Genomic DNA, 19,768 nt, shown 5'->3' with positions numbered 1-19,768 from the left:
CCCCCCGGACCAGCCGGCGAGGCAATGTGGGCCGGGTCAGTCGCCGTTGCGACGGTTGGGACCGGGCAGATCAGGCTGAAGCGCTCACCTTCTTCGTCGGAAGAGCTTGGCGAAGATCGCAGCGGTGAAGCTCCGATCGTCGAGCTTCGTTGGAGCGCTTCGACCAGGCAGCCCCGATCTCCACACGGCCGACATAGACCCGGTGGCTCGGTGCGTTGTCGCCGGAGCGGTTGGTCGGGGACAATCCGGACGTTCCTTGCCTGGAGCGAGAGGGTGACGATCGCGCCGGTGAGCTCGATGTTGCCGGTCTTCTTGAAGGTGCCGATGGTCGCCATTGTAGTTCTCCTTGATCTCTGTATGTCGAGCTCGCACCTTGCGGCCTCGATGGTGATCGACAGGCCGGAGGCGATCGACAGTGCACCCCGAAGGGGCCTGACAGCAAAGGAGCAACTTTCTTGGCTCGCGCGAGGAATGACGGCGCAGCCGACAGGGGAAAAAGTTGTGACGCCGCTGTTGCGCCTTAGCGGTCGAGGCGCAGCCGTCCTTCGGGCAGACCAATCCATCGAAGATGGCCGTTGGTGCGCCCGGCCTAAGAATCGGCGTCAAGGAGAATGTGGCGAGTTCGACCGCACAGACAGGCCGGCGACTGAGTTCGATGGTGACACGCGCCCTCCCTCTTCAGCAGCGGACGGATTTGGCATCGTGATTACGCGTCGGTCGCGCGGCCCGTTCACGTTTATTGTCGGCCGCAGCCTCGAGATGCGACCGCTTGGCCCATGCCTCCATGATCACCGCCACGAGTCCGGGGCGGAAGCTCGACGATCGGAGCTTCAACGGCCAGCCCGCTCTCGTTCGAATTTCGACGATGAGGGCCGTGAGGATCCCCGACATCTGGTCCAGTCCCGCCCGTCGACGCGACGCCTTCAGTTGGCGCTACCATTGTCCGGCAGGTTCGGGGGCGGCCATTCCAGTGAAGCGGATGAACGCTGTGATGCTGACGGCAATGGCACCCACGACGGCAAGAATCGTCCGCCATTGGGGAAGGCACCGTCATCAGGGCGATTCCATATGTGCCGCTATCGCCCTCTACGTAGCGGGCGCGACGCCAATTGCGACGCCTCCGAGCAAGCCGGCATGCGTGAGATAAAAGTCTGACGGCTGCGCCTTCCACCACCACGGCGCGCGCGACCCTACAGCAGGAAACGCCGCGACCGGATCGTCACAAACCCAGTTGTGCGATTTTGTCATTGGCACCGAGCTTGCGCAGGCCTCGTGCAATCGGCATTGACCCTTTTTGATCCTCAAGTGGGCGCCTGCCTTTTGAAATCACCTAGGCAATCAGTCTCGGGAAAGTCCTGTGTTCTTCCATTTCGGCTGCCACTCCATCGTGTGTGTTGCTATGGAGGATCCGGGGTTACAATCGCCACTCACTCCCAAGCCCTGGTTGTTTCCGTTTGGCGGCGCTTTGGCGCGCAACTATTCCAACGCAATTATAAAGGTTCATATTGGATCTGCCCTCGCAAATGTCGGCTGTGGAGAGATTGTCGGAAGCTCCGATCGTCACATTTGAGACAACGTCGGCAAGTTGACGCGACAAACTCTTCCGAAACGCCTGCAAAACATGCGAATTCAGTTTGGCACATGCATTGCTCCATTCGGGCATCATCACCAATCGCAGTACGGTGATTTCGGAGCGGATCTGGCGCGCATTGCCGCAAATGTCATCTCTGCTCCGACGATTTGCCGTGCGGCGATATCTTAGGAAAGCCGGTGTGGACCGGGAAAGTGCAGGATCTTTGATGAAGTCGAGAGTAATTTTGTTTGGAGTCACGACGATTGCGGCTATAGCGAGCGGAGCGGCCAACGCGCGCCTTGAACAAGAACCGAAGCTGCCGCTGGTCGTATGGAACTGGTCGGGTGGTTATATCGGCGGACACGTCGGCGGTGGATACGGCCGAACCTCCTTCAGCAATCCATACGGTCCATCAATCTATGGCGGCATCGTCGATACCCCGGCGTTCCTTGCAGGTGGCCAGATCGGTTACAACTGGCAGAACAGCAGCTGGGTGTTTGGCATCGAGCTGGATGCCAGCGGTGCTGTCTCCGACGGCACAAATACATGCCTCGCCGCTTCGGGCTTAGTTGTGAGCGCAAATTGCAAGGCAGGTCCGAGCCTCTTTGCCTCCGGGACCGGTCGCGTCGGTTACGCCTTTGGCGCGCTCGGACACACGCTAGCCTATCTCAAGGCAGGCCTAGCCTGGCAAAACAATCGGGGCGATGTCGTCAACAACTTTGAAGGCGGCTGGCCACAGGAGAAAACCCATTTCGACTATGGCCGGGTCGGTGGCATCATCGGGCTGGGCATCGAGCAAGCCCTAACCCCTGCATGGTCGGTGAACGTCGAGTATGACTATCTGCACTTTGGCGGACCGGGCATGGCGACCGCTTCGACAGTGCAGTTTCCGCCGTTTGCGATTTTGCCGGCGAACACAACCAGCCTGTCCAGCAACTATCACATCGGAAAGATTGGCCTTAACTACCATTTCGACGCCGACTCAAAGGCCGCACAATGGTCTAATGCTCCGCTGTACACGAAGGCGCCCGCGAGCGTGCAGCCCATTCCCGACGCAATTGGTTGGTCGTTCGAAGGCGGCTCGCGGCTCTGGCTTAGCCGGGGGAAATTCCAGTGGGATCACAGCGCAGCGGACGAACGCCAAGATCCCGGCTTGCTGATATCACGGCTCACGTATCAGGGACTGGATGGATTCTCTGGGGAGTTATTCGGTCGTGTTGACAGTCCCTGGGGAGTGTTCCTGAAGAGCAATATTGGCCTCGGGAAGTTCAACAAAGGGAAGTCGAATGATGAAGACTGGTTGCCCGACGAGGGACGGTCCTACCAGAACACCCTTTCGGATGAGGCAAACGGAAAGTTCACATATTACACGGCCGATGTCGGATACGATTTCCTGCGCGGCACGAACTACAAGGTTGGTGGATTTCTAGGCTGGACTTATTACGGGCAGAGCTCGGACTCGACCGGTTGCGTTGAGTTCGCAAATCCGTGGAATCGATGTCTTAACCCGGGTGACAACAGGATTGTTGGCAGCGAGGATACGCAATGGAATGCGCCTCGGATCGGCCTGAGCGCCGAAACCATGCTGACCGAGCGCTGGCGCCTGAACGCTGATGTCGCTTATCTGCCCTGGACCGATTTCATCGGGCGGGACAATCACCTCCTGCGCCCAAAGACCACCTTTTCTGAACAACGCGGCAGTGGTGGCGGCGGAGTCCAGCTTGAAGGCGTGCTGTCCTACCTCCTCACCGACAACATTAGCGTTGGCGTTGGTGGCCGCTATTGGGCCATGTGGACCAAAGAGGACGCCGGATCCATGCACTGCGGTAACGGCTGCATCAAGCACTCGCCCTCATTTGCGAAGTACAGCATGGAGCGCTGGGGTACGTTCTTTCAGGCCTCATACAGATTCGATTCAAAGACTTGATCTTGGCCAGCTCGAGACTACTTCTGGATCCATCCAGGCCTGCTCGTAAGCATCGACGTCGGCGCCAAACAGCGACGCCGACGTCGCCGGTAATGATGGTGAAGCACCTCGGAGCAGAGCTCAGCTTGGTTGCAAAGAATGAGCGCCAGCTGGTGCGAGCCCCCACGCCTCTCAAGTCCCTTCCGGCCCCCCGAAAGCCTCAGCGCCGACACGATTTCACCCACCCCCCCGGCCTTCCTTGAGGATTTTACAACTCCTTCGATCGTCTCATGAGAATAGATGTAAGTGTCAGCGCTTTCACTTCGCTCTTGAACAATAGTTTCAATGCAAGCGCCCCAAGTTGAGGAAACGCCGCAACGTTTCAGGTTGGCTCGGAAATGAGAAGCTGCGCTGCGGAACTGCTTGCTGTAGCGCACTGCGGCGGCGAGAAGGGCTTGATGTCGCGCGCATTGAGATGATCCGAAAGTCCGGGATGAGCTAAGCCGGTGGGCCCCATCGTTGGGCAGAATGCGACGCGCCAAGTTTGGGTGCAGATCGGCGTAGTAGTCCAGAACTGCTAAGCCTGCCTGACGACTTGGTCGATCAGCTCTTGCGCCTCGGGCAAGTCCCGGGCGTGCCTGGCCGCTCGACGACAAGTTTCAAGCTCCTCAAGGAGGCTCCCCAATTTTCGCTTTGCTGCGTTGATTTCGTCCCCCGTTGGCGCCCCCACATCCGAAGTCGGTGGCGGGTTGGTAAGCGCCGCGGCTCTATCTTGAGGCGGAGCGCATCCCCTCCACGACGGCGTCGGAGGATTGACTGCGTTCCTCTCGGACAAGCCCGGGCTCCAGGCTCGAACTGCTTAATCCTGCAGCCCCAACGTGCGATATGCCAGCTCGGCCAATTGCCCGTCATATCGTATCTCCGATGTTCTATATCCTGGTCACACCTCGTGCACACGGACCTTTAGCAGTTGACAAACCTAAACTCCCGGACCAGTTCATCACAGTCCGTCTTGCAAAGCGCCACGATCTGGAGACGATATTTCGTACGTCCCCTGATCGTAGATCAGCGCCATGAATCGTCCCGGGCAGCGGGTCGGCGATTGTCGAGAAGTTCGACGGCTTGAGCCAGATCTCTACCGGGGTGGCGGAGAATTAACTCTCGACTTGGCTAGTACAGGTGCAATTCGGTTTTCGCGACTCGGGCCAGTGCCCTTAGACATGTGGCTAACGGCGCCCGCTTGGACTAGCATGGCGTCGACGCGCCCGCGGGTCGATCCGCTAATGCGCTTGGCAACGCTGATGAGGTTTAGGCTTTCGGCTCGAATAGCCCACTCGAGTAGCCGCGGATTCATTCACTTACCTGATGCGAAGACCCGTAGACCAAAGCGAGTCAGGATCGTGTCCCCTAGCGTGGTGTAGCTGGCTGCGGGTCACCGCGTTCGCCGGCGAGAGCCGGGCTGGTCAGCTGGCGATAGCCTGAAGGCTGACGGTCGGATCATCGCTCAATGGCGCGATGGTTTCCAGTGTCATGTAGCGAGCGCGCTGGACGGCCCATTCGTCGTTCTTTTCGAGCAGGATCGCGCCGATGAGGCGGACGATGGCATCCTGGCCCGGCGACATGCGGTGCTGCGCGCAGTCGCCAGCGAGATCGGCGAACAGTGCGAAATTGGCGTCGTGCGCGACAATGTTGTCGCTTACGTCGACAGCGTACGGGTGTCTCAGCCGCAGGGACTTCAATTCAATCCCGGCGAGGCTGCTCCACTTCACTGCACCTCGACTGGCAAGATCTACATGAGCCGGTTACCCGAGAGGGCGCGCGAGCAGTTATGCCGCTCGCTCGCTTTGACGCGGTACACCGACAACACCGTCGTGGATCTCGAAACCCTCCTGAAGCTTCTCGAGGAAACCCGCCGTCGCGGATGGGCCAAAACCAATGAGGAATACGTGAAGGGCGTCGTCGGCTGCGCGGTCCCCATCGTTTCCCCGGACCGGGAACTGATCGCCTGCCTTGGCGTATCGGTGCCCGTAGCGCGAGTGAGCTTCACAGAGCTGGATCGCTTCATTCCTCCGCTTCAAAGAGCCGCCGCGCTCCTGTCGCAAACCATCCTTCAGACGGACAGTGAAGACGACACATTCGAGGATATTTGATGATCCTCAGCGCCAGCCTGCTCGGGAGAAGAGAGCTTGATCGGCTGAGAAAGTATCTCCATCGATGTGATCGACGACCTCGTCGATCCTCATGTCAGCTTGCGCATACTGCCATGTATAAGCCAGACACTTTAAAAGGTCGGGGGCCTCGGAGAAAGTTCTCTTGGTCTATTCTACAGCCGCGATCAGGGCTTTTGAAATGGCTCGAGCCAAAACTCGGCGGTTTTCCGGATTGCTCACCATTGTTGCGTGGTTGCCTGGAACCGGTACGGCACGAATAGCCTCAGCATTCACGACCCGGTCCCAGCCCTGGTTTGGCAAGTCGCTACTGGGTTGTTCGTCAGGTGGGACCCGACGACTGATGAGAGGCTCATTCGCATAGAACTGATGTATTTCAATCGCGAGCGACGGAACGCGATACGATTGTAGCGCGCGGTGAAATGTGTCGACCTTTTGATACATCGAAACGTCATTGTGAAGATCATGATCTGGAGCTAGCGCTCCTATTTGCTGCGCCTTTTCAAGCAACTCAGAGATGGAAGATTGTTCGGTGTCGCGTTCCAAAACCTCGTGATACGCATCGCGCAAGATTCCGCAACGATCCAAAACATATTCTCGCGCCAAATTCTTTAGTGATCCGTTTGAAGAAGCCGCAGGTAGACTAACATCAATGAACGCCATGAATGACACAACTTCATCACCACTCAGTAACTGCTCGGCAATTGCATAAGCCAGGATTGCACCTGATGAGTATCCAGCAAAGCGGTATGGGCCACGTGGTTGGATTTGTTTGATCGCAAGGATCACCTCTGCGGCCATCGCCTCGAGAGTCGGTGGACGAACGTCATCGAACGGGGGCCATGGCAGAGCGTAGACCGGGCAGTCTGCATCCAGTTCCGCTGCCAAACCGAGGACATACGAACAATCCCCAAAACCTGTGGGGACAAAGAAGAGAGGTGGCTGTGATCCGGTCGGTCGAACGGGAATCACCGCCCTGTTACTGGGCTGCACCTGCAAACGAATCTTCGATGCAAGCTCCTTCAGAATAGGGACTCGGAAGATGTCGATGGCGCTAAAACTTAGCCCAAGATTTAATGCTCGACTGAGCATCTGCACGGCCAAGAGGGAGTGGCCGCCCAGTTCGAAGAAGTGGTCGTTGCGCCCGATGCGCTCGACACCAAGGAGCTCGGCCCAGATCTGCGCCAGCGCGGTCTCGACCGCGCCTTGCGGCGCCTCATAGGCCGCCAGTGCATAGGCCTGATCGCGAGGGGCCGGCAGCGCGTTGCGATCGAGCTTGCCGTTCACGGTGAGCGGAAGCGCTGCCAGCCGCACAAACGCGCTCGGCACCATGTAATCCGGCAGCCGCGCACTCAAGTGCTCGCGCAAAGCGCCCGCAAGCCCGCCTGCATCGCCCTCGTCCGAGCCGGCCTCGGGCGCGCAGACCACATAGGCGATCAGATGCTTGTCACCGGCGCCGTTCTGGCGCGCCACCACCACCGCCTCGCGCACGAAGGCGTGCTCGCAAAGCTTTGCTACGATCTCGCCCGGCTCGATGCGGTAGCCGCGGATCTTCACCTGATCGTCGTTGCGGCCCAGGAACTCAAGATTGCCGTCCGGCAGGTAGCGTGCCAGGTCGCCAGTCCGGTACAGCCGGTCGCCCTCGACAAAGGGACTGGCGATGAACCGCTCGGCTGTCAGTTCAGGGCGATTCAAATAGCCCCGAGCCACCCCCGCCCCGCCAATGTAAAGCTCGCCCACCGCACCGAACGGCACGGGCGCGCCATGGCCGTCCAGCAGGTACACCCGCGTGTTGGCGATTGGACGCCCGATCGGGACCAACGACCCATTAAAATCAGCCGGGCAAGTCCAGATCGTCGCGCAGACGGTTGCCTCGGTCGGGCCGTAAGCATTGACAATTGATGCTGGGGCCAGACTTCGGATGAGTTCTGGCTTCGGTAGCTCTCCAGCAAGAATGAGAACTTGCACAGCCAAACCGTCCGGATCCTTGCTGGTCTGAAGCAACGCGGGCGGTAATGTCGCGTGAGTGATGGCTTCGCTTTGGAGATAATCCGATAGCTTGCTACTCGCTTGACGGATCTCTTCCGCAGGCAAATGCAAAGCGGCTCCGGAGCCAAACGCCATAACAAGCTCCCAAGCGCTTGCATCAAAAGCAATGGAGGCGAACTGCACGACGCGGCTGTTGGAAGAAGCGCCAAAGAGGCCGACCTGGGCCGACAGCAGATTGACCAACCCCTGATGCTGGACCATGACCCCCTTTGGGATTCCGGTTGAGCCTGAGGTGTAGATTACATAAGCGAGATGGTCCGATGTGAGGCCAAGCGTGCGCCGGTCAGGGTTTGAAGCCGCCCGTTCGGCCCAGGCGGGTGTGGCCGTCTCCAGATCGATGACTGTCACATCGGTCAGCAGCTCAGGGCGGAGTGCTGCGCGACCAACGCCGTCGCAAAGCAGCAGCCGCGGCGCGGCATCGTCGACAACCTCATGCAGCCGCTGGCTGGGATAGGCTGGGTCCAGCGGCAGATAGGCACCGCCCGCCTTCAGGATCGCCAAGACACCAACCACCATCGCCGGACTGCGTTCGAGGCAGATCGCAACCGGCTGGTCCGGCTTGACCCCAAGCTCGATCAGGTGATGTGCCAGGCGGTTGGCCCGCGCATTGAGCTCGCCATAGCTCAGCCGCTCATCATCGCAGACCAGCGCCACCGCCTCCGGCGCCTTTTGCACCTGCGCCTCGAACAGCTCATGGACGCACAGGTCCGATGGATAGGCCCTCGCCGTCCGGTTCAGATCCTCCAGCAGATAGGTACGCTCCTCGGCCGGCAGGATGTCGAGGTCACGTACCGGCGTATCCGGGGCATGCTCGAGCGCCTCTGCCAGTTGCTCGAGCGCGCGCTGCATGTAGCCGCAGATCCGATCCGCCGAGACTGGCTCCGCCACCTGCGCAGTGAGGCCCAGCGCCTCGCCAAAGTCCTCCACCGACAGGGTCAGGGGATAGTTGGTGCGTTCCTCCCCACCCAGCCATTCCATGCCCGACAAGACATTATCCGTCCCGGAGCCCGGCACAGCCGGCGCCGTGTTGTGACGGTAGTTCAACAGCGTGCTGAACAGCGGCGCCGACGCCGCAACAGCGCTGCAGCGCTGTGCCAATGCCAGCGAAGCATGCTCATGTGCCAGCAGGTCGGCCAGCCGGGCGTGCGTCATCCGCACGCTCGCCTCGACGGCGGTCCCATCGAGATCAAGTCGCAGCGGCAGGGTGTTGATGAACAGCCCCATGGCGCGGTCGGCGCCAGCACTGCCCTGCAGCCGGCCTAACAGCACCGTGCCGAACACCACCTGCTCGCGGCCGCTGCTGCGCGCCACCACCTGTCCCCACGCCAGATGGCACAGGCTCGCCAGACTCACCCCCAGCCGACGCGCCTGTTCGCGTAGCTGCGCATGGAGCGCTGGCGGCAGCATCCGATGAGCCTCTCGAACCCCGCCACCGTCGCCGCGCACCTCGCTCAAGCCGAAGGGCGTGGTCGGCTCGTCGATGTCGGCCAGCAGCTCCCGGAAGAACGCTTCATCGGACTTGGCATCACCACGTAGATGCGCCTGTGCCACCAAATTACGGAATGGCTGCGGCGCCGTCAGCTCATGCACACGCTCCTCCAGCTCCGCCCGGACCTCAGCATGCATCACGTCGCGCGTCGTGTGATCCCCGATGAGATGATGCTGCAGCTCCAGCAGCAGCCAGCGCGCGCTACCGGGCTCGCGCGCAATCACAAACCGCAGCAGTGGCGCGCGGCCAAGCTCGATGCGGTGCCGACGTGGATCAAACCGCTCCTTGAGCTGCTCGGCGCCAGTGCCGTGAGCGCCATCCAGCTGAATCTCGATCACCTCCAGTCGCGCCTGCCGCCACACCACCTGGGCTGGCCGCGACAACCCCTCCCAGACAAACGAGGTACGCAGGATGTCATGGCGATCCACCACCCGCTGGACCGCGGCAAGATAGCGATCGAGCAGCCCACGCTCGGCAAACGCCATCTGCGACAGCAGTAGGTATGGATCGCCCTTTGCCGCTAGCAAATGATGGAACAGGATGCCATCCTGCAGCGGCGACAGACCGTAAATGTCCTGGATGTTGCAAACCCCGCCGGGTACCGTGGCGATGATCCGGTCGATGTCGCGCTGCGTCAGCTCGATCAGCGGCAACATCTGCGGCATGATCGCCGCAGTCCGCTCGGTGATCAAGTTGGCCGGGACCGCCGCCTCGTAATGACGACCCAGGCTTGCAGCCAGATCCGCCAGCACCGGCTTGACGAACAAGGTGCGCACCTCGATGCGCAGTGACCGCCGCCGTAGACGCTCGATCATCTGCACCGCCAAGAGCGAGTGCCCTCCCAGTTCGAAGAAGTTGTCGTCTCGTCCGACCCGCTTCAGCCCGAGCAGCTCGGCCCAGATCTGGGCCAGAACCGCCTCCATCTCGCCCTGTGGCGGTGCATAGGTCCGGCGCACATAAGCCTCGTCGCGAGGGGCCGGCAGCGCCTTGCGATCGAGCTTGCCGTTCAGCGTCAACGGAAGCGCCGGCAGCCGCACGAACGCACTCGGCACCATGTAGTCCGGCAGCCGCGCACTCAAGTGCGCGCGCAAAGCGCCCGCAAGCCCGCCTGCATCGCCCTCGTCAGAGCCGGCCTCGGGCGCGCAGACCACATAGGCGATCAGATGCTTGTCACTGGGGCCGTTCTGGCGCGCCACCACCACCGCCTCGCGCACCCAGGCGTGCTCGCAAAGCTTTGCTACGATCTCGCCCGGCTCGATGCGGTAGCCGCGGATCTTCACCTGATCGTCGTTGCGGCCCAGGAACTCAAGATTGCCGTCCGGCAGGTAGCGTGCCAGGTCGCCAGTCCGGTACAGCCGATCGCCCTCGACAAAGGGACTGGCGATGAACCGTTCGGCCGTCAGTTCAGGGCGGTTCAGATAGCCCCGTGCCACCCCCGCCCCGCCAATGTAAAGCTCGCCGACCGCACCGAAGGGGACTAACCCGCCATGACCATCCAGCAAGTAGACCCGCGTGTTGGCGATTGGACGGCCAATCGGAACGATAGCGTTATCAAACTCAGCCGGGCAGCTCCAGGATGTAACGTCGATCGCGGCCTCAGTCGGACCGTAGAGATTGTGCAGGGCCGTCCAGGGCAATACGTGCCGAACTCTATGCACACTGGCGGCAGGGAGCGCCTCGCCGCTGCATAAAACCCGCCGCAGCGATATGCAGCGCTCAACACTCTTCGCATCCAAAAAGCTGACCAGCATGGATGGCACGAAGTGAACCGTGGTGATGCGCTGGCTGACGATCAAGCCGACCAATGCATCGGGATCTCTGTGCGCACCGGGCGGCGCCACCACCAGCGTTGCCCCTTCAAGCAAAGTCCAAAAGAACTCCCAGGCCGAGACATCGAAGCTAAATGGCGTCTTCTGCAACACGACGTCTGTTGCCTTCAGATCATAGGCGCTCTGCATCCAGATCAGGCGATTGACGATAGCCCGATGCTCATTCTGTGCCCCTTTGGGCATGCCCGTGGATCCCGAGGTGTAGATCACATAGGCGAGATTGCGGGAGGTCAGGCTGAGCGCGCGCGGGTCAGGATCCGCTTCCGACAGGCTGGCCCAGGCCGGCGCCGCAGCATCGAGCTCCACCACGCTCATATTGGCCGGCACATCTGCGCCGAAGGCGGCACGGCCGGCCACATCGGCCAGCAGCAGCCGCGGCGCCGCATCGTCGAGCACCTGATGCAGCCGCGCCGAGGGATAGGCCGGATCCAACGGCACATACGCCCCACCGGCCTTCATGATCGCCAAAAGCCCAACAACCATCATCGGACTGCGCTCGACGCAGATCGCAACCGGCTGGTCCGGCCTGACCCCGAGAGCGATCAGGTGATGTGCCAGGCGGTTGGCCCGCGCATTGAGCTCGCCATAGCTCAGCCGCTCATCACCGCAGACCACCGCCACCGCATCCGGCGCCTTGCGCACCTGCGCCTCGAACAGCTCGTGGATGCACCGCTCCGCAGGATATGGCGCCGCCGTCCGATTCAGCTCCTCCAGCAGATACGTGCGCTCGGCGGTCGACAGCAGCTCAATCCGGTGGACCTCTTGCTGCGCATCGGCAGCCATCGCCCGCAGCAGCGCCAGCAGATAACCACGCTGCCGCTCGATCGTCGCCTGATCAAATAGCGCCGTGGCATAAGCCAGCGTTCCGGCGATCTCCTCGCCATGCTCGCCAAGGCTCAGCTCCAGATCGAACTTGAGCTGATCAATCTCCTCCCTGGCAGCTTCGACACTCAGCCCCGGCAGCTCCAATGACCCAACCTCATTGTTCTCCCAGGCCAGCATCACCTGGAATAACGGCGTGTGATCAAGAGCCCGGGGCGGCTGCACGATCTCCACCACCTGCTCGAACGGCAGGTCCTGATGCTCTTGCGCAGCCAGCAGCGTGCGGCGCGTCCGCTCCAGAAGCTCCGACACGCGCGGCTTGCCCGACAGGTCCAGCCGTAGCGCCAGGGTGTTGACGAAGAATCCGATCAGCTCTTCGATCTCGCGGTGCCCCCGATTGGCGCTCGGCACGCCAATCACAAGATCGTCCTGCCCCGACAGACGCGACAGCACCGCCGCCCAGGCCGCCAGCACCGTCATGAACAACGTCGTGCCATGCTGCAGGCTCAGCCGCTTCAGCTCCCGCGTCAGATCCGCATCGATGACGACCGGGATCGTGGCCGCGGCAAACGACTGCTGGCCAGGCCGCGCGCGGTCCGTCGGCAAGACAAGACGGGTCGTGCCTGCCAGGGCGCTGCGCCAATACTGCGCCTGCTTCTGCAGCCGTTGCCCCGACAGCCAGTGGCGTTGCCAGGCGGCGTAATCCGGATACTGGAGCGCAAGCGGCGGCAGAGGATCGTCCTGCCCAGCCTCGAACGCCCGGTAAAGCTGGCTAAGTTCACGCAGCAGCACGCCCATCGACCAGCCGTCCGAGACGATGTGATGCTGGGTCAGCAGGAAGATGTGCTCCTCGTCCGACATCCGCACCAGATGCCCGCGGATCAGCGGACCGCGCGCAAGATCGAACGGCGTGCGGCCCTCTTCATGGCACAGATCCAAAAGTGCCGCTTGCGCATCCGATCTCTCCCGCAGATCGTGGTCAACTATCGGCAGTCCCGCATCCGGCGGCAGAACCTCAACCCGGGGCTTACCTTGCGTTGCGACAAAGACACTGCGCAGCGCCTCATGACGCGCAAACAGACGGTCAAGGCTGCGCTGCCAGGCGGTGCGGTCGAGCACCCCGCGCAGTCGCAGGGTCAGCGGAATGTGATAGTTCGTGCTGCCTTCGTTCAGCTGCGCCAAAAACCATAGCCGCTGCTGCGCAAATGACAGCACAAGCGGCTCATGGCGCGACACGGCTGCAATCGACGGCAGCTGTTGCGGACCGGAGCGGCTCAACAGCTCGACGATGCTTGCCGCCAGGTCAGTCAGCACTGGCCTTGCGAACAGCGTCGACAGCGGCAGGTCGACTCCGACCGCCTGTGACAGCCGGCTCGACATCTGCACGGCCAAGAGGGAGTGGCCGCCCAGTTCGAAGAAGTGGTCGTTGCGCCCGATGCGCTCGACACCAAGGAGCTCGGCCCAGATCTGCGCCAGCGCGGTCTCGACCGCGCCTTGCGGCGCCTCATAGGCCGCCAGTGCATAGGCCTGATCGCGAGGGGCCGGCAGCGCGTTGCGATCGAGCTTGCCGTTCACCGTGAGCGGAAGCGCTGCCAGCCGCACAAACGCGCTCGGCACCATGTAATCCGGCAGCCGCGCACTCAAGTGCTCGCGCAAAGCGCCCGCAAGCCCGCCTGCATCGCCCTCGTCCGAGCCGGCCTCGGGCGCGCAGACCACATAGGCGATCAGATGCTTGTCACTGGGGCCGTTCTGGCGCGCCACCACCACCGCCTCGCGCACCCAGGCGTGTTCGCAAAGCTTTGCTACGATCTCGCCCGGCTCGATGCGGTAGCCGCGGATCTTCACCTGATCGTCGTTGCGGCCCAGGAACTCAAGATTGCCGTCCGGCAGGTAGCGTGCCAGGTCGCCGGTCCGGTACAGCCGATCGCCCTCGACAAAGGGACTGGCGATGAACCGCTCGGCTGTCAGTTCAGGGCGATTCAAATAGCCCCGAGCCACCCCCGCCCCGCCAATGTAAAGCTCGCCCACCGCACCGAACGGCACGGGCGCGCCATGGCCGTCCAGCAGGTACACCCGCGTGTTGGCGATTGGACGCCCGATGTGAGGCATCTCGGACCAACATGACGGATCAGCTGCAAGGCGGTGCTCGGAAATGACGCTGATTTCTGTGGACCCATATTGATTGATCAATCTCGCGTTCGGGTGTGCTTCGAAGAACGCCCTAAGCAGTGGAGTGGCGTGCAATCGCTCGCCGGCTGTATAAAGCTCTCTTAAAGAGGGCAGCTGTACGCGCTGCCTGCTCCAGACTTCCGCAAAATGATTCAATGCTACGAAAGGGAGGAAAAGCCGCTCGATTGCCTCCCGCTGTACAAATTCCAGCAGGTCGGAGAAGCGCCTCCGGGTCTCTTCCCGCACGAGCACAAGCGCTCCGCCGTCCTTCCAACAGATGAACAACTCCTGACAGGACACATCGAAGTTCAGGGTCGCAAATTGAAGTGTGCGCAGTTTTGACGCGCCGATCCCCGCAAGCGAATTCACGAGTCCGCCGTGGGACATTTCAACGCCCTTGGCGATTCCGGTTGAGCCGGAGGTATAGATGACATAGGCGAGATGCCGCGATGTGAGGCCAAGCGTGACTGGGTCCGGGTTCGAAGGCGGCCGCTCGGCCCAAGGCGGGGCCGCCGTCTCCAGCTCGACCACCGTCGCATCGGCCACGGCTTCGGCGCCCAATGCGGTTTGGCCGGCGACATCGCAAAGCAGCAGTTTCGGTTTTGCATCGTCGACGATTTGCCGCAGCCGCGCTGAGGGATACGCCGGATCTAGCGGCAGATAGGCGCCTCCGGCCTTCATGATCGCCAAGACACCAACCACCATCGCTAGGCTGCGTCCCAGGCAGATCGCCACCGGCTGATCCGGCTTGACGCCGAGCTCGATCAGATGATGCGCCAGCCGGTTGGCGCGCGCATTGAGTTCGCCATAGCTTAGTTTCTCATTATTATGGACCACCGCCACCGCATTCGGCGCCTTTTGCACCTGCGCCTCGAACAACTCATGGATACATCGCTGAAACGAAAAGGGCGCCGCCGTTCGATTCAAATCTTCAAGTAGATACGTGCGTTCGTCGGTTGGCAGAACGCCGATTCGGCCGACAGACTGCCCCGCATCGTCCATCACGCCGCGTAACAAAGCTTGCAAATGATGCGTCATGCGGTCAATCTGGTTCGGCGCTAATCGAGCGGCATCAAAATGCCAGCGGAAGCTCCCATCCAGAGCGCAAACCTCAAACGTCAGCAAATCGCCGCATAAGGCTCGGGCCGCCTTATGGCTCGTCGACAGATCGTCGGCGACGGAACAGCTCTCTGTCGTGATGGCAATGCCAATCGGCCAAGGCTGGCGCGACTGTAACGCCTCCACACTTCGCAATGTCGGGCAGCGCGCGATAAGATCCCGGGCATAGGTAGCGTGCGTCCTCAGCTGAGCGACTTCGGTTGCTACGGTTGTGCGCACTTCTTCAAAATCATGAGAAAGCTCAATGCAAACATCCATCGGAACGACGGAGGCGATCAACATCTCGACGAGTTTGCAGTCAGTTTGCAATCCGTCCCATGCAGGCTTCCATCCCAGTTGAAACTCTTTTTGCCCCGTGATCCGAGCGAGATAGATCAGCCAAGCCGTTACCAAATATTCCGAGCGATCTTGTGGGGAAAGTTTAGCCAAAGCGCTTGGGCTAACCCACAAACTCGACTGCCATCGGGAAGGCGCCGCAGCGACGGACGATGACACGAAAGGAGGATGCAATCTTCTAAACTGCTCGAGGCGCCGCCGCCAAAACTCCTCCCCGCGCGTCAGCAGCTCATGTGCGCCAGATATGCACTGCACCTGTTCATCGCTCATTCCGCATCACCAAATATGGTGTCGGCAGTATGGCAGCTGCCACTCAACCGCGTCAGCGTTTCTGGTAAGCGTTCTCATCGAATGACTCCTCCTCTATGGCGCTCTTTAGAGGATTACGCATGTATCGTGCCAACGGGGAAATCGAGTGCAATCACTGCGATCGTCACAGCGGTGCTATGTCAGTTCTTCAACAGCGTCGCCCGACATCGTACAACTGAGCGCGCCATTAATCGGCATAAGCATCCACCGCCTGGTCTTCCGGACAAGCCTGGACTCCCAAAGTAATTTGTCGGCTCAGCCGAACCGCATCGCGTCCGCCTTTCGCAAAACCGGGACAAAGAGTTTTTCTGAGGTCCGCGCGTGCGGTACGGGGCAATGCTGGATGGCTCGAGTAAACGTTTCTGGCAATTAGCGGCAGTTCATATTGGATTGGTGTTTCTTCGCATCGCTCAATATGTGGAGCCTGCCGGGTCGTCGAGCTTGTGGCGCTCGGTTCCGGTGAGGGGCGGGTTGAAGATGCTAACGAGGATCAAGTCCTTGCCCCGTCCCCCGCGCAGGAAATGCTTGTCATGCTTGTCAAGCACATACATGTCGCCCCGGCGAATGGGAAAGACATTGCCGTCCATGTCCTCGACCTCGCCCTCTCCGCCGATGCAGTAGCAGGCTTCGAGATGATTCCGGTATTGCAGAAGGGAAACGGTGTTGGCGCGCACGACGGTGTGGCAGATGCTAAAACCCATGCCGTCCTTATCCGTCAGAAGGCGGTGGCTAGTACCATTGCCCCAATCGACGAAGTGATCGGTTGCTTCAACGTCGTGCAGACTACGCACAATCATAGTGTTAGATTGCCCCGTGCAGATTGAAGTGATTGATCCAAAGGCTGGAGGCGCTTGTTCTGCCCCGGAACTGCGACCTCCCCTGTCGCGCGGCCGACTGGGATCTCCGTCGAAAAACCCCGCCGCCGGATGCTGAGAACCCGTGCAGTAATCCCAGGGGATTGGCTACACGCAAACGCCCTGCCATTTGCCCCACATCGACTATTAAAACTATAGGCGCGAGGGTATTTCGCAGCCGCCCCGATCGGCGCGTACCAGCTTGATGTTCCACCTTTCGCGCGGTACCGCTTACCTTTGTATTTCCCAGAATGCTGCTGGAGATAATGCCGGCGACATGAACTGTCTCCAGTCGCAGATTTGGCAAGTCGTTTCCTTCCTTGCTGTGCCTGTCGCCGCGAATACGGTTCCCCAACGTCTCAGCTAGGAGAGCAAATGTCATGCCGCGATAGCAGACCGAGGAAAGATAAAAGTTGTGGCTGTCTCAGCTGGCTAGCGATTAGAACGATTTGGCTGGGCGTGTAGCCAATCTAACAAACTGGCGAGGTATTGGCCGAATACAAACAGGTCCTCAGAGCGAGAACCGGTCGAGCAGAGCCGAGCCGAGGGTCACGAGACCATCGACCTTCGGAATATCGCCCAAAGCCAGCAGATCCACGCAGGCGATGCCGCCGAGGCTATGTGCGACGATGGTCGCTGGCGCAGGACAGGACTCAATCTTACTCTTGATGAACGAGCGGATCTTGGCTCCGTTGGTCTGATAAAGCAGGACGTCTCCGAGCGGGAGAGCCGCGACCGCATTGAGCGCGTTGCGACGATCTCTGACGTATCTCGTCCCGGCGCGCGCCACACATTTGAGAAATCGGTCGTTTATCCCGAACACCTGTTGCTTCCAGTCAATCAAGAGCCGCTGCACCAGCTTCTCGCGGTGAACGGCAGACAGAGCGGGGCGCGAGCGCGAGACGGCTTCCACATGCAGCTGCGCCACCAAAGCTCGGGCGAGCGCGCGGAACGCTTCTTGAGGTTCATGCGCGGACGCCGCAAATGCGCGCTCGGTGACCTTATCGGATAAAATCCAGGTTCGGGCGGGCTCCCAGTTGGTCCTTCCGGATTCGGAACGCCTGCATCTGCAGCGCTTCCATCGAAAATTCCGAGCAAGGAAAGTTCGACAAGCGGATCATCGAGAATCCAGATCCACTGAGTGAGATCCTCTTTCGCCTTGCGCTCGACTTCCGCAGTCCGAACATCCGGAAGAGAAAGACCTTCGAATTCAACCCCGAGCGGGTCTCCCCAAGCACAGGGGAACAAATTCCGTCCCAAGCTGCACTCGCTGGCCGTTTTCACGGCGACCTCGAAGCTCGTCTCGTAATTGCCGAGGCGAACACCAGTGCCGTGCACGAGAAGAATAGATCCTTGCGGCATGATAGGACTCTGCTGATCACCACCTGCACGAGCCTACCGCGACCCCTGCACGTCTTCAATCGGTGGCGTTCTGTTTGAACGCGGACGGAATGCGCACGCTCAACCTGCTGAGCCAGGCTATCCCCTGGCCAGCCCGCTCGTCGCGACGACAGGGACAAATGGCCGCTCGCGCGGCCATTTTGCTTCGATGAGTCGCGTGCGCGTCCCAGAAACGACTCTAACTAACATCTTGATCTTTAATCAGATTTCGTCGGAAAAGTTGGGGCATCCCCGAGCAGAACTGGGGTGCCACCGCGCCCGCGCAGGTCAGCAGATCAGACCGCCCGGGGTCCCAGACGCGCACGTCGTTCGCGGCTCCGCGCCTAGCTCGCCGGCATGTCCGCCCCCTTTACGAAGGCCAAACGCGAGCGGGAAGGTCTCGGCCGAAAGAGACTCGAGCGCGGTCTGCTCTTCGGTGAGGCGTTTTTCGATGAACTGACGTTCGACATCCGACAGGTTCGACTTCAGCAGGCGACGATAGCGGTGGATATTGTTGCGGTGAGCACGAATGCGGGCAAAGTATTCATCGAGCATCCTGGACGCTCCTGACGTCGTCGCAATGTCTACAAAGAGATATTCAGGCGAGCATGTCGTCGGTTAGTGCGCCGCGTGTCATCGCATCTCCACGCCGTTCGGCATGGCAGTTCGTGATATCACTCCTAGCATTTCCATTTCGACGATCCGCAGCGTTTTTGGCTCGCCATACGCCGTCTTTCTGCTCCGCTAGTCCCTCAAACAGAGCTGGACGCCTGCAAGGCGCAAGGAATAGTCGGCAAGCCGCCGGTGGCGGACGCTTGTCGCCAACAAGCTCGCCCGTCAGTATTCTCTCCCGGCGAGCTGAACATCATCTGCCGATGTGCTATACGCAGCTTCGTTGAGAACAGGTTTGTTTGAGAGTTTCGGATGTCTCTTTCGATTGGATTGATTGTGGAAGGCTATGTGAAACTAATCAACCGCAGCGCGCTGGAGAACCTTCTGACACATCGGCGGGAGCTACTGCAGAAGTTGAACCGCGTTACCGGAATTGATCCGAAGGAAGCAATCGCTCAGGTCAGTCAAGAAATCACAGTGATCGAAAAGGCACTTGCGGCGCTCCCACAGGAGTAAACAGCAACGGCGCACCGGCTCGCGTGAGTTGACGGCGCTCCGGCGCCGAAGACTGACTTCGCCCGCATTTGCGGATGAATGTTATGAGCACAACGCCTCACCGGTATCGTGGCGCGCAAGGATGCGTGCGCCAAGGCTTGGATGCGCTGCCTTTTGTGCGAGCTGCTCTCTTTAAACGATTGGCCGCTCGCAGGAGCAACCCGCCTACCGATTCATATATGCAAATGCGGCGCGGCGACTTGCATGGGCCGATCGTGACGTATCGTGGCAACGACCTCGGGGGACTAAGATTGACTGCCGGTGCTTGTTCGCAAAACAGATCTTCGTTCGGAAGGGCGGGACCGGTTGGATGGTTTATGATCGAGAGCGCAAGCGGCCAGCGTTGATCGGAACCGGCTTAGCAGCCAATCTAACCGTTGAACAAGCGGATGCTTACCGCTTCGCGGGGAAAAAGGTCTGATTTGGCGCAGAGCATTCGAGATGCCAGATCGTGTCATCGTTCTAGCCTGCACATGCGATGTGTATATGAGCGCATCAACTCCTGCGGCCAGGAACGCTCGACCGCAACGATGAGACGCTGCGCCCGTGTCCATCGTACAAAGATTCCGTTGGACGCGCAGCTGACGGACACCGCGCG

The 19,768-nt window shown here is 60.5% G+C and carries 7 protein-coding genes and 3 pseudogenes; 3 read left to right on the top strand and 7 right to left on the bottom strand.

Annotation, left to right across the window (positions count from 1 at the left end; genetic code table 11):
* Positions 1 to 36 precede the first annotated feature (36 nt).
* Positions 37 to 335 (bottom strand): annotated as a pseudogene (locus E4K65_RS49010) (DUF736 domain-containing protein).
* A gap of 343 nt (positions 336 to 678) precedes the next feature.
* The gene (locus E4K65_RS47820; protein WP_167771430.1) at positions 679 to 891 is read right to left on the bottom strand and encodes a hypothetical protein; all 213 of its coding nucleotides are present in this window, start codon (positions 889 to 891) and stop codon (positions 679 to 681) included.
* Positions 892 to 1,634: 743 nt separating this feature from the next.
* Between E4K65_RS47820 and E4K65_RS36210 the strand changes: the two genes are divergently transcribed.
* Complete coding sequence (locus E4K65_RS36210) at positions 1,635 to 3,500, top strand: outer membrane beta-barrel protein (RefSeq protein ID WP_235885875.1); 1,866 nt, start codon at positions 1,635 to 1,637, stop codon at positions 3,498 to 3,500.
* A gap of 1,442 nt (positions 3,501 to 4,942) precedes the next feature.
* On the opposite strand, the pseudogene E4K65_RS36200 reads toward E4K65_RS36210, so the two are convergent.
* A pseudogene (locus tag E4K65_RS36200) lies at positions 4,943 to 5,095 on the bottom strand (IS256 family transposase); the annotation flags it as partial.
* Between E4K65_RS36200 and E4K65_RS36195 the strand changes: the two are divergent.
* Positions 5,090 to 5,629 (top strand): annotated as a pseudogene (locus tag E4K65_RS36195) (IclR family transcriptional regulator); the annotation flags it as partial. The pseudogenes E4K65_RS36200 and E4K65_RS36195 overlap by 6 nt on opposite strands.
* A gap of 168 nt (positions 5,630 to 5,797) precedes the next feature.
* Here E4K65_RS36195 and E4K65_RS36190 read toward each other — a convergent pair.
* The 4 genes from E4K65_RS36190 to E4K65_RS36170 all read right to left on the bottom strand — a co-directional run bounded on the left by E4K65_RS36190 (position 5,798) and on the right by E4K65_RS36170 (position 18,558).
* On the bottom strand, positions 5,798 to 15,730 hold the full coding sequence (locus tag E4K65_RS36190; protein WP_135178167.1) for a non-ribosomal peptide synthetase: 9,933 nt from the start codon (positions 15,728 to 15,730) through the stop codon (positions 5,798 to 5,800).
* 449 nt (positions 15,731 to 16,179) lie between these two features.
* Entirely contained in the window at positions 16,180 to 16,566 is a 387-nt protein-coding gene (locus E4K65_RS36180; protein ID WP_126262194.1) for an ectoine synthase, read from the bottom strand.
* Between the two features lie 568 nt (positions 16,567 to 17,134).
* Positions 17,135 to 17,551, bottom strand: coding sequence for a lipase family protein (locus tag E4K65_RS36175; protein ID WP_135178165.1), 417 nt, complete (start codon positions 17,549 to 17,551; stop codon positions 17,135 to 17,137).
* Between the two features lie 740 nt (positions 17,552 to 18,291).
* Positions 18,292 to 18,558 carry a DUF4349 domain-containing protein gene (locus E4K65_RS36170; protein ID WP_235884962.1) on the bottom strand — a complete coding sequence of 89 codons (267 nt, stop codon included), beginning with the start codon at positions 18,556 to 18,558 and terminating at the stop codon, positions 18,292 to 18,294.
* 369 nt (positions 18,559 to 18,927) lie between these two features.
* Here E4K65_RS36170 and E4K65_RS36165 point away from each other — a divergent pair, with 369 nt between their 5' ends.
* Positions 18,928 to 19,131, top strand: coding sequence for a hypothetical protein (locus E4K65_RS36165; protein WP_135178164.1), 204 nt, complete (start codon positions 18,928 to 18,930; stop codon positions 19,129 to 19,131).
* The last annotated feature ends 637 nt before the right edge of the window (positions 19,132 to 19,768 follow it).

Origin of the sequence: Bradyrhizobium niftali, from assembly GCF_004571025.1 — a bacterium.
Classification (GTDB): Bacteria; Pseudomonadota; Alphaproteobacteria; order Rhizobiales; family Xanthobacteraceae; genus Bradyrhizobium; species Bradyrhizobium niftali.
Note: the sequence above shows the minus strand (reverse complement) of the source record. Positions and strands in the feature narration are given on the sequence as shown.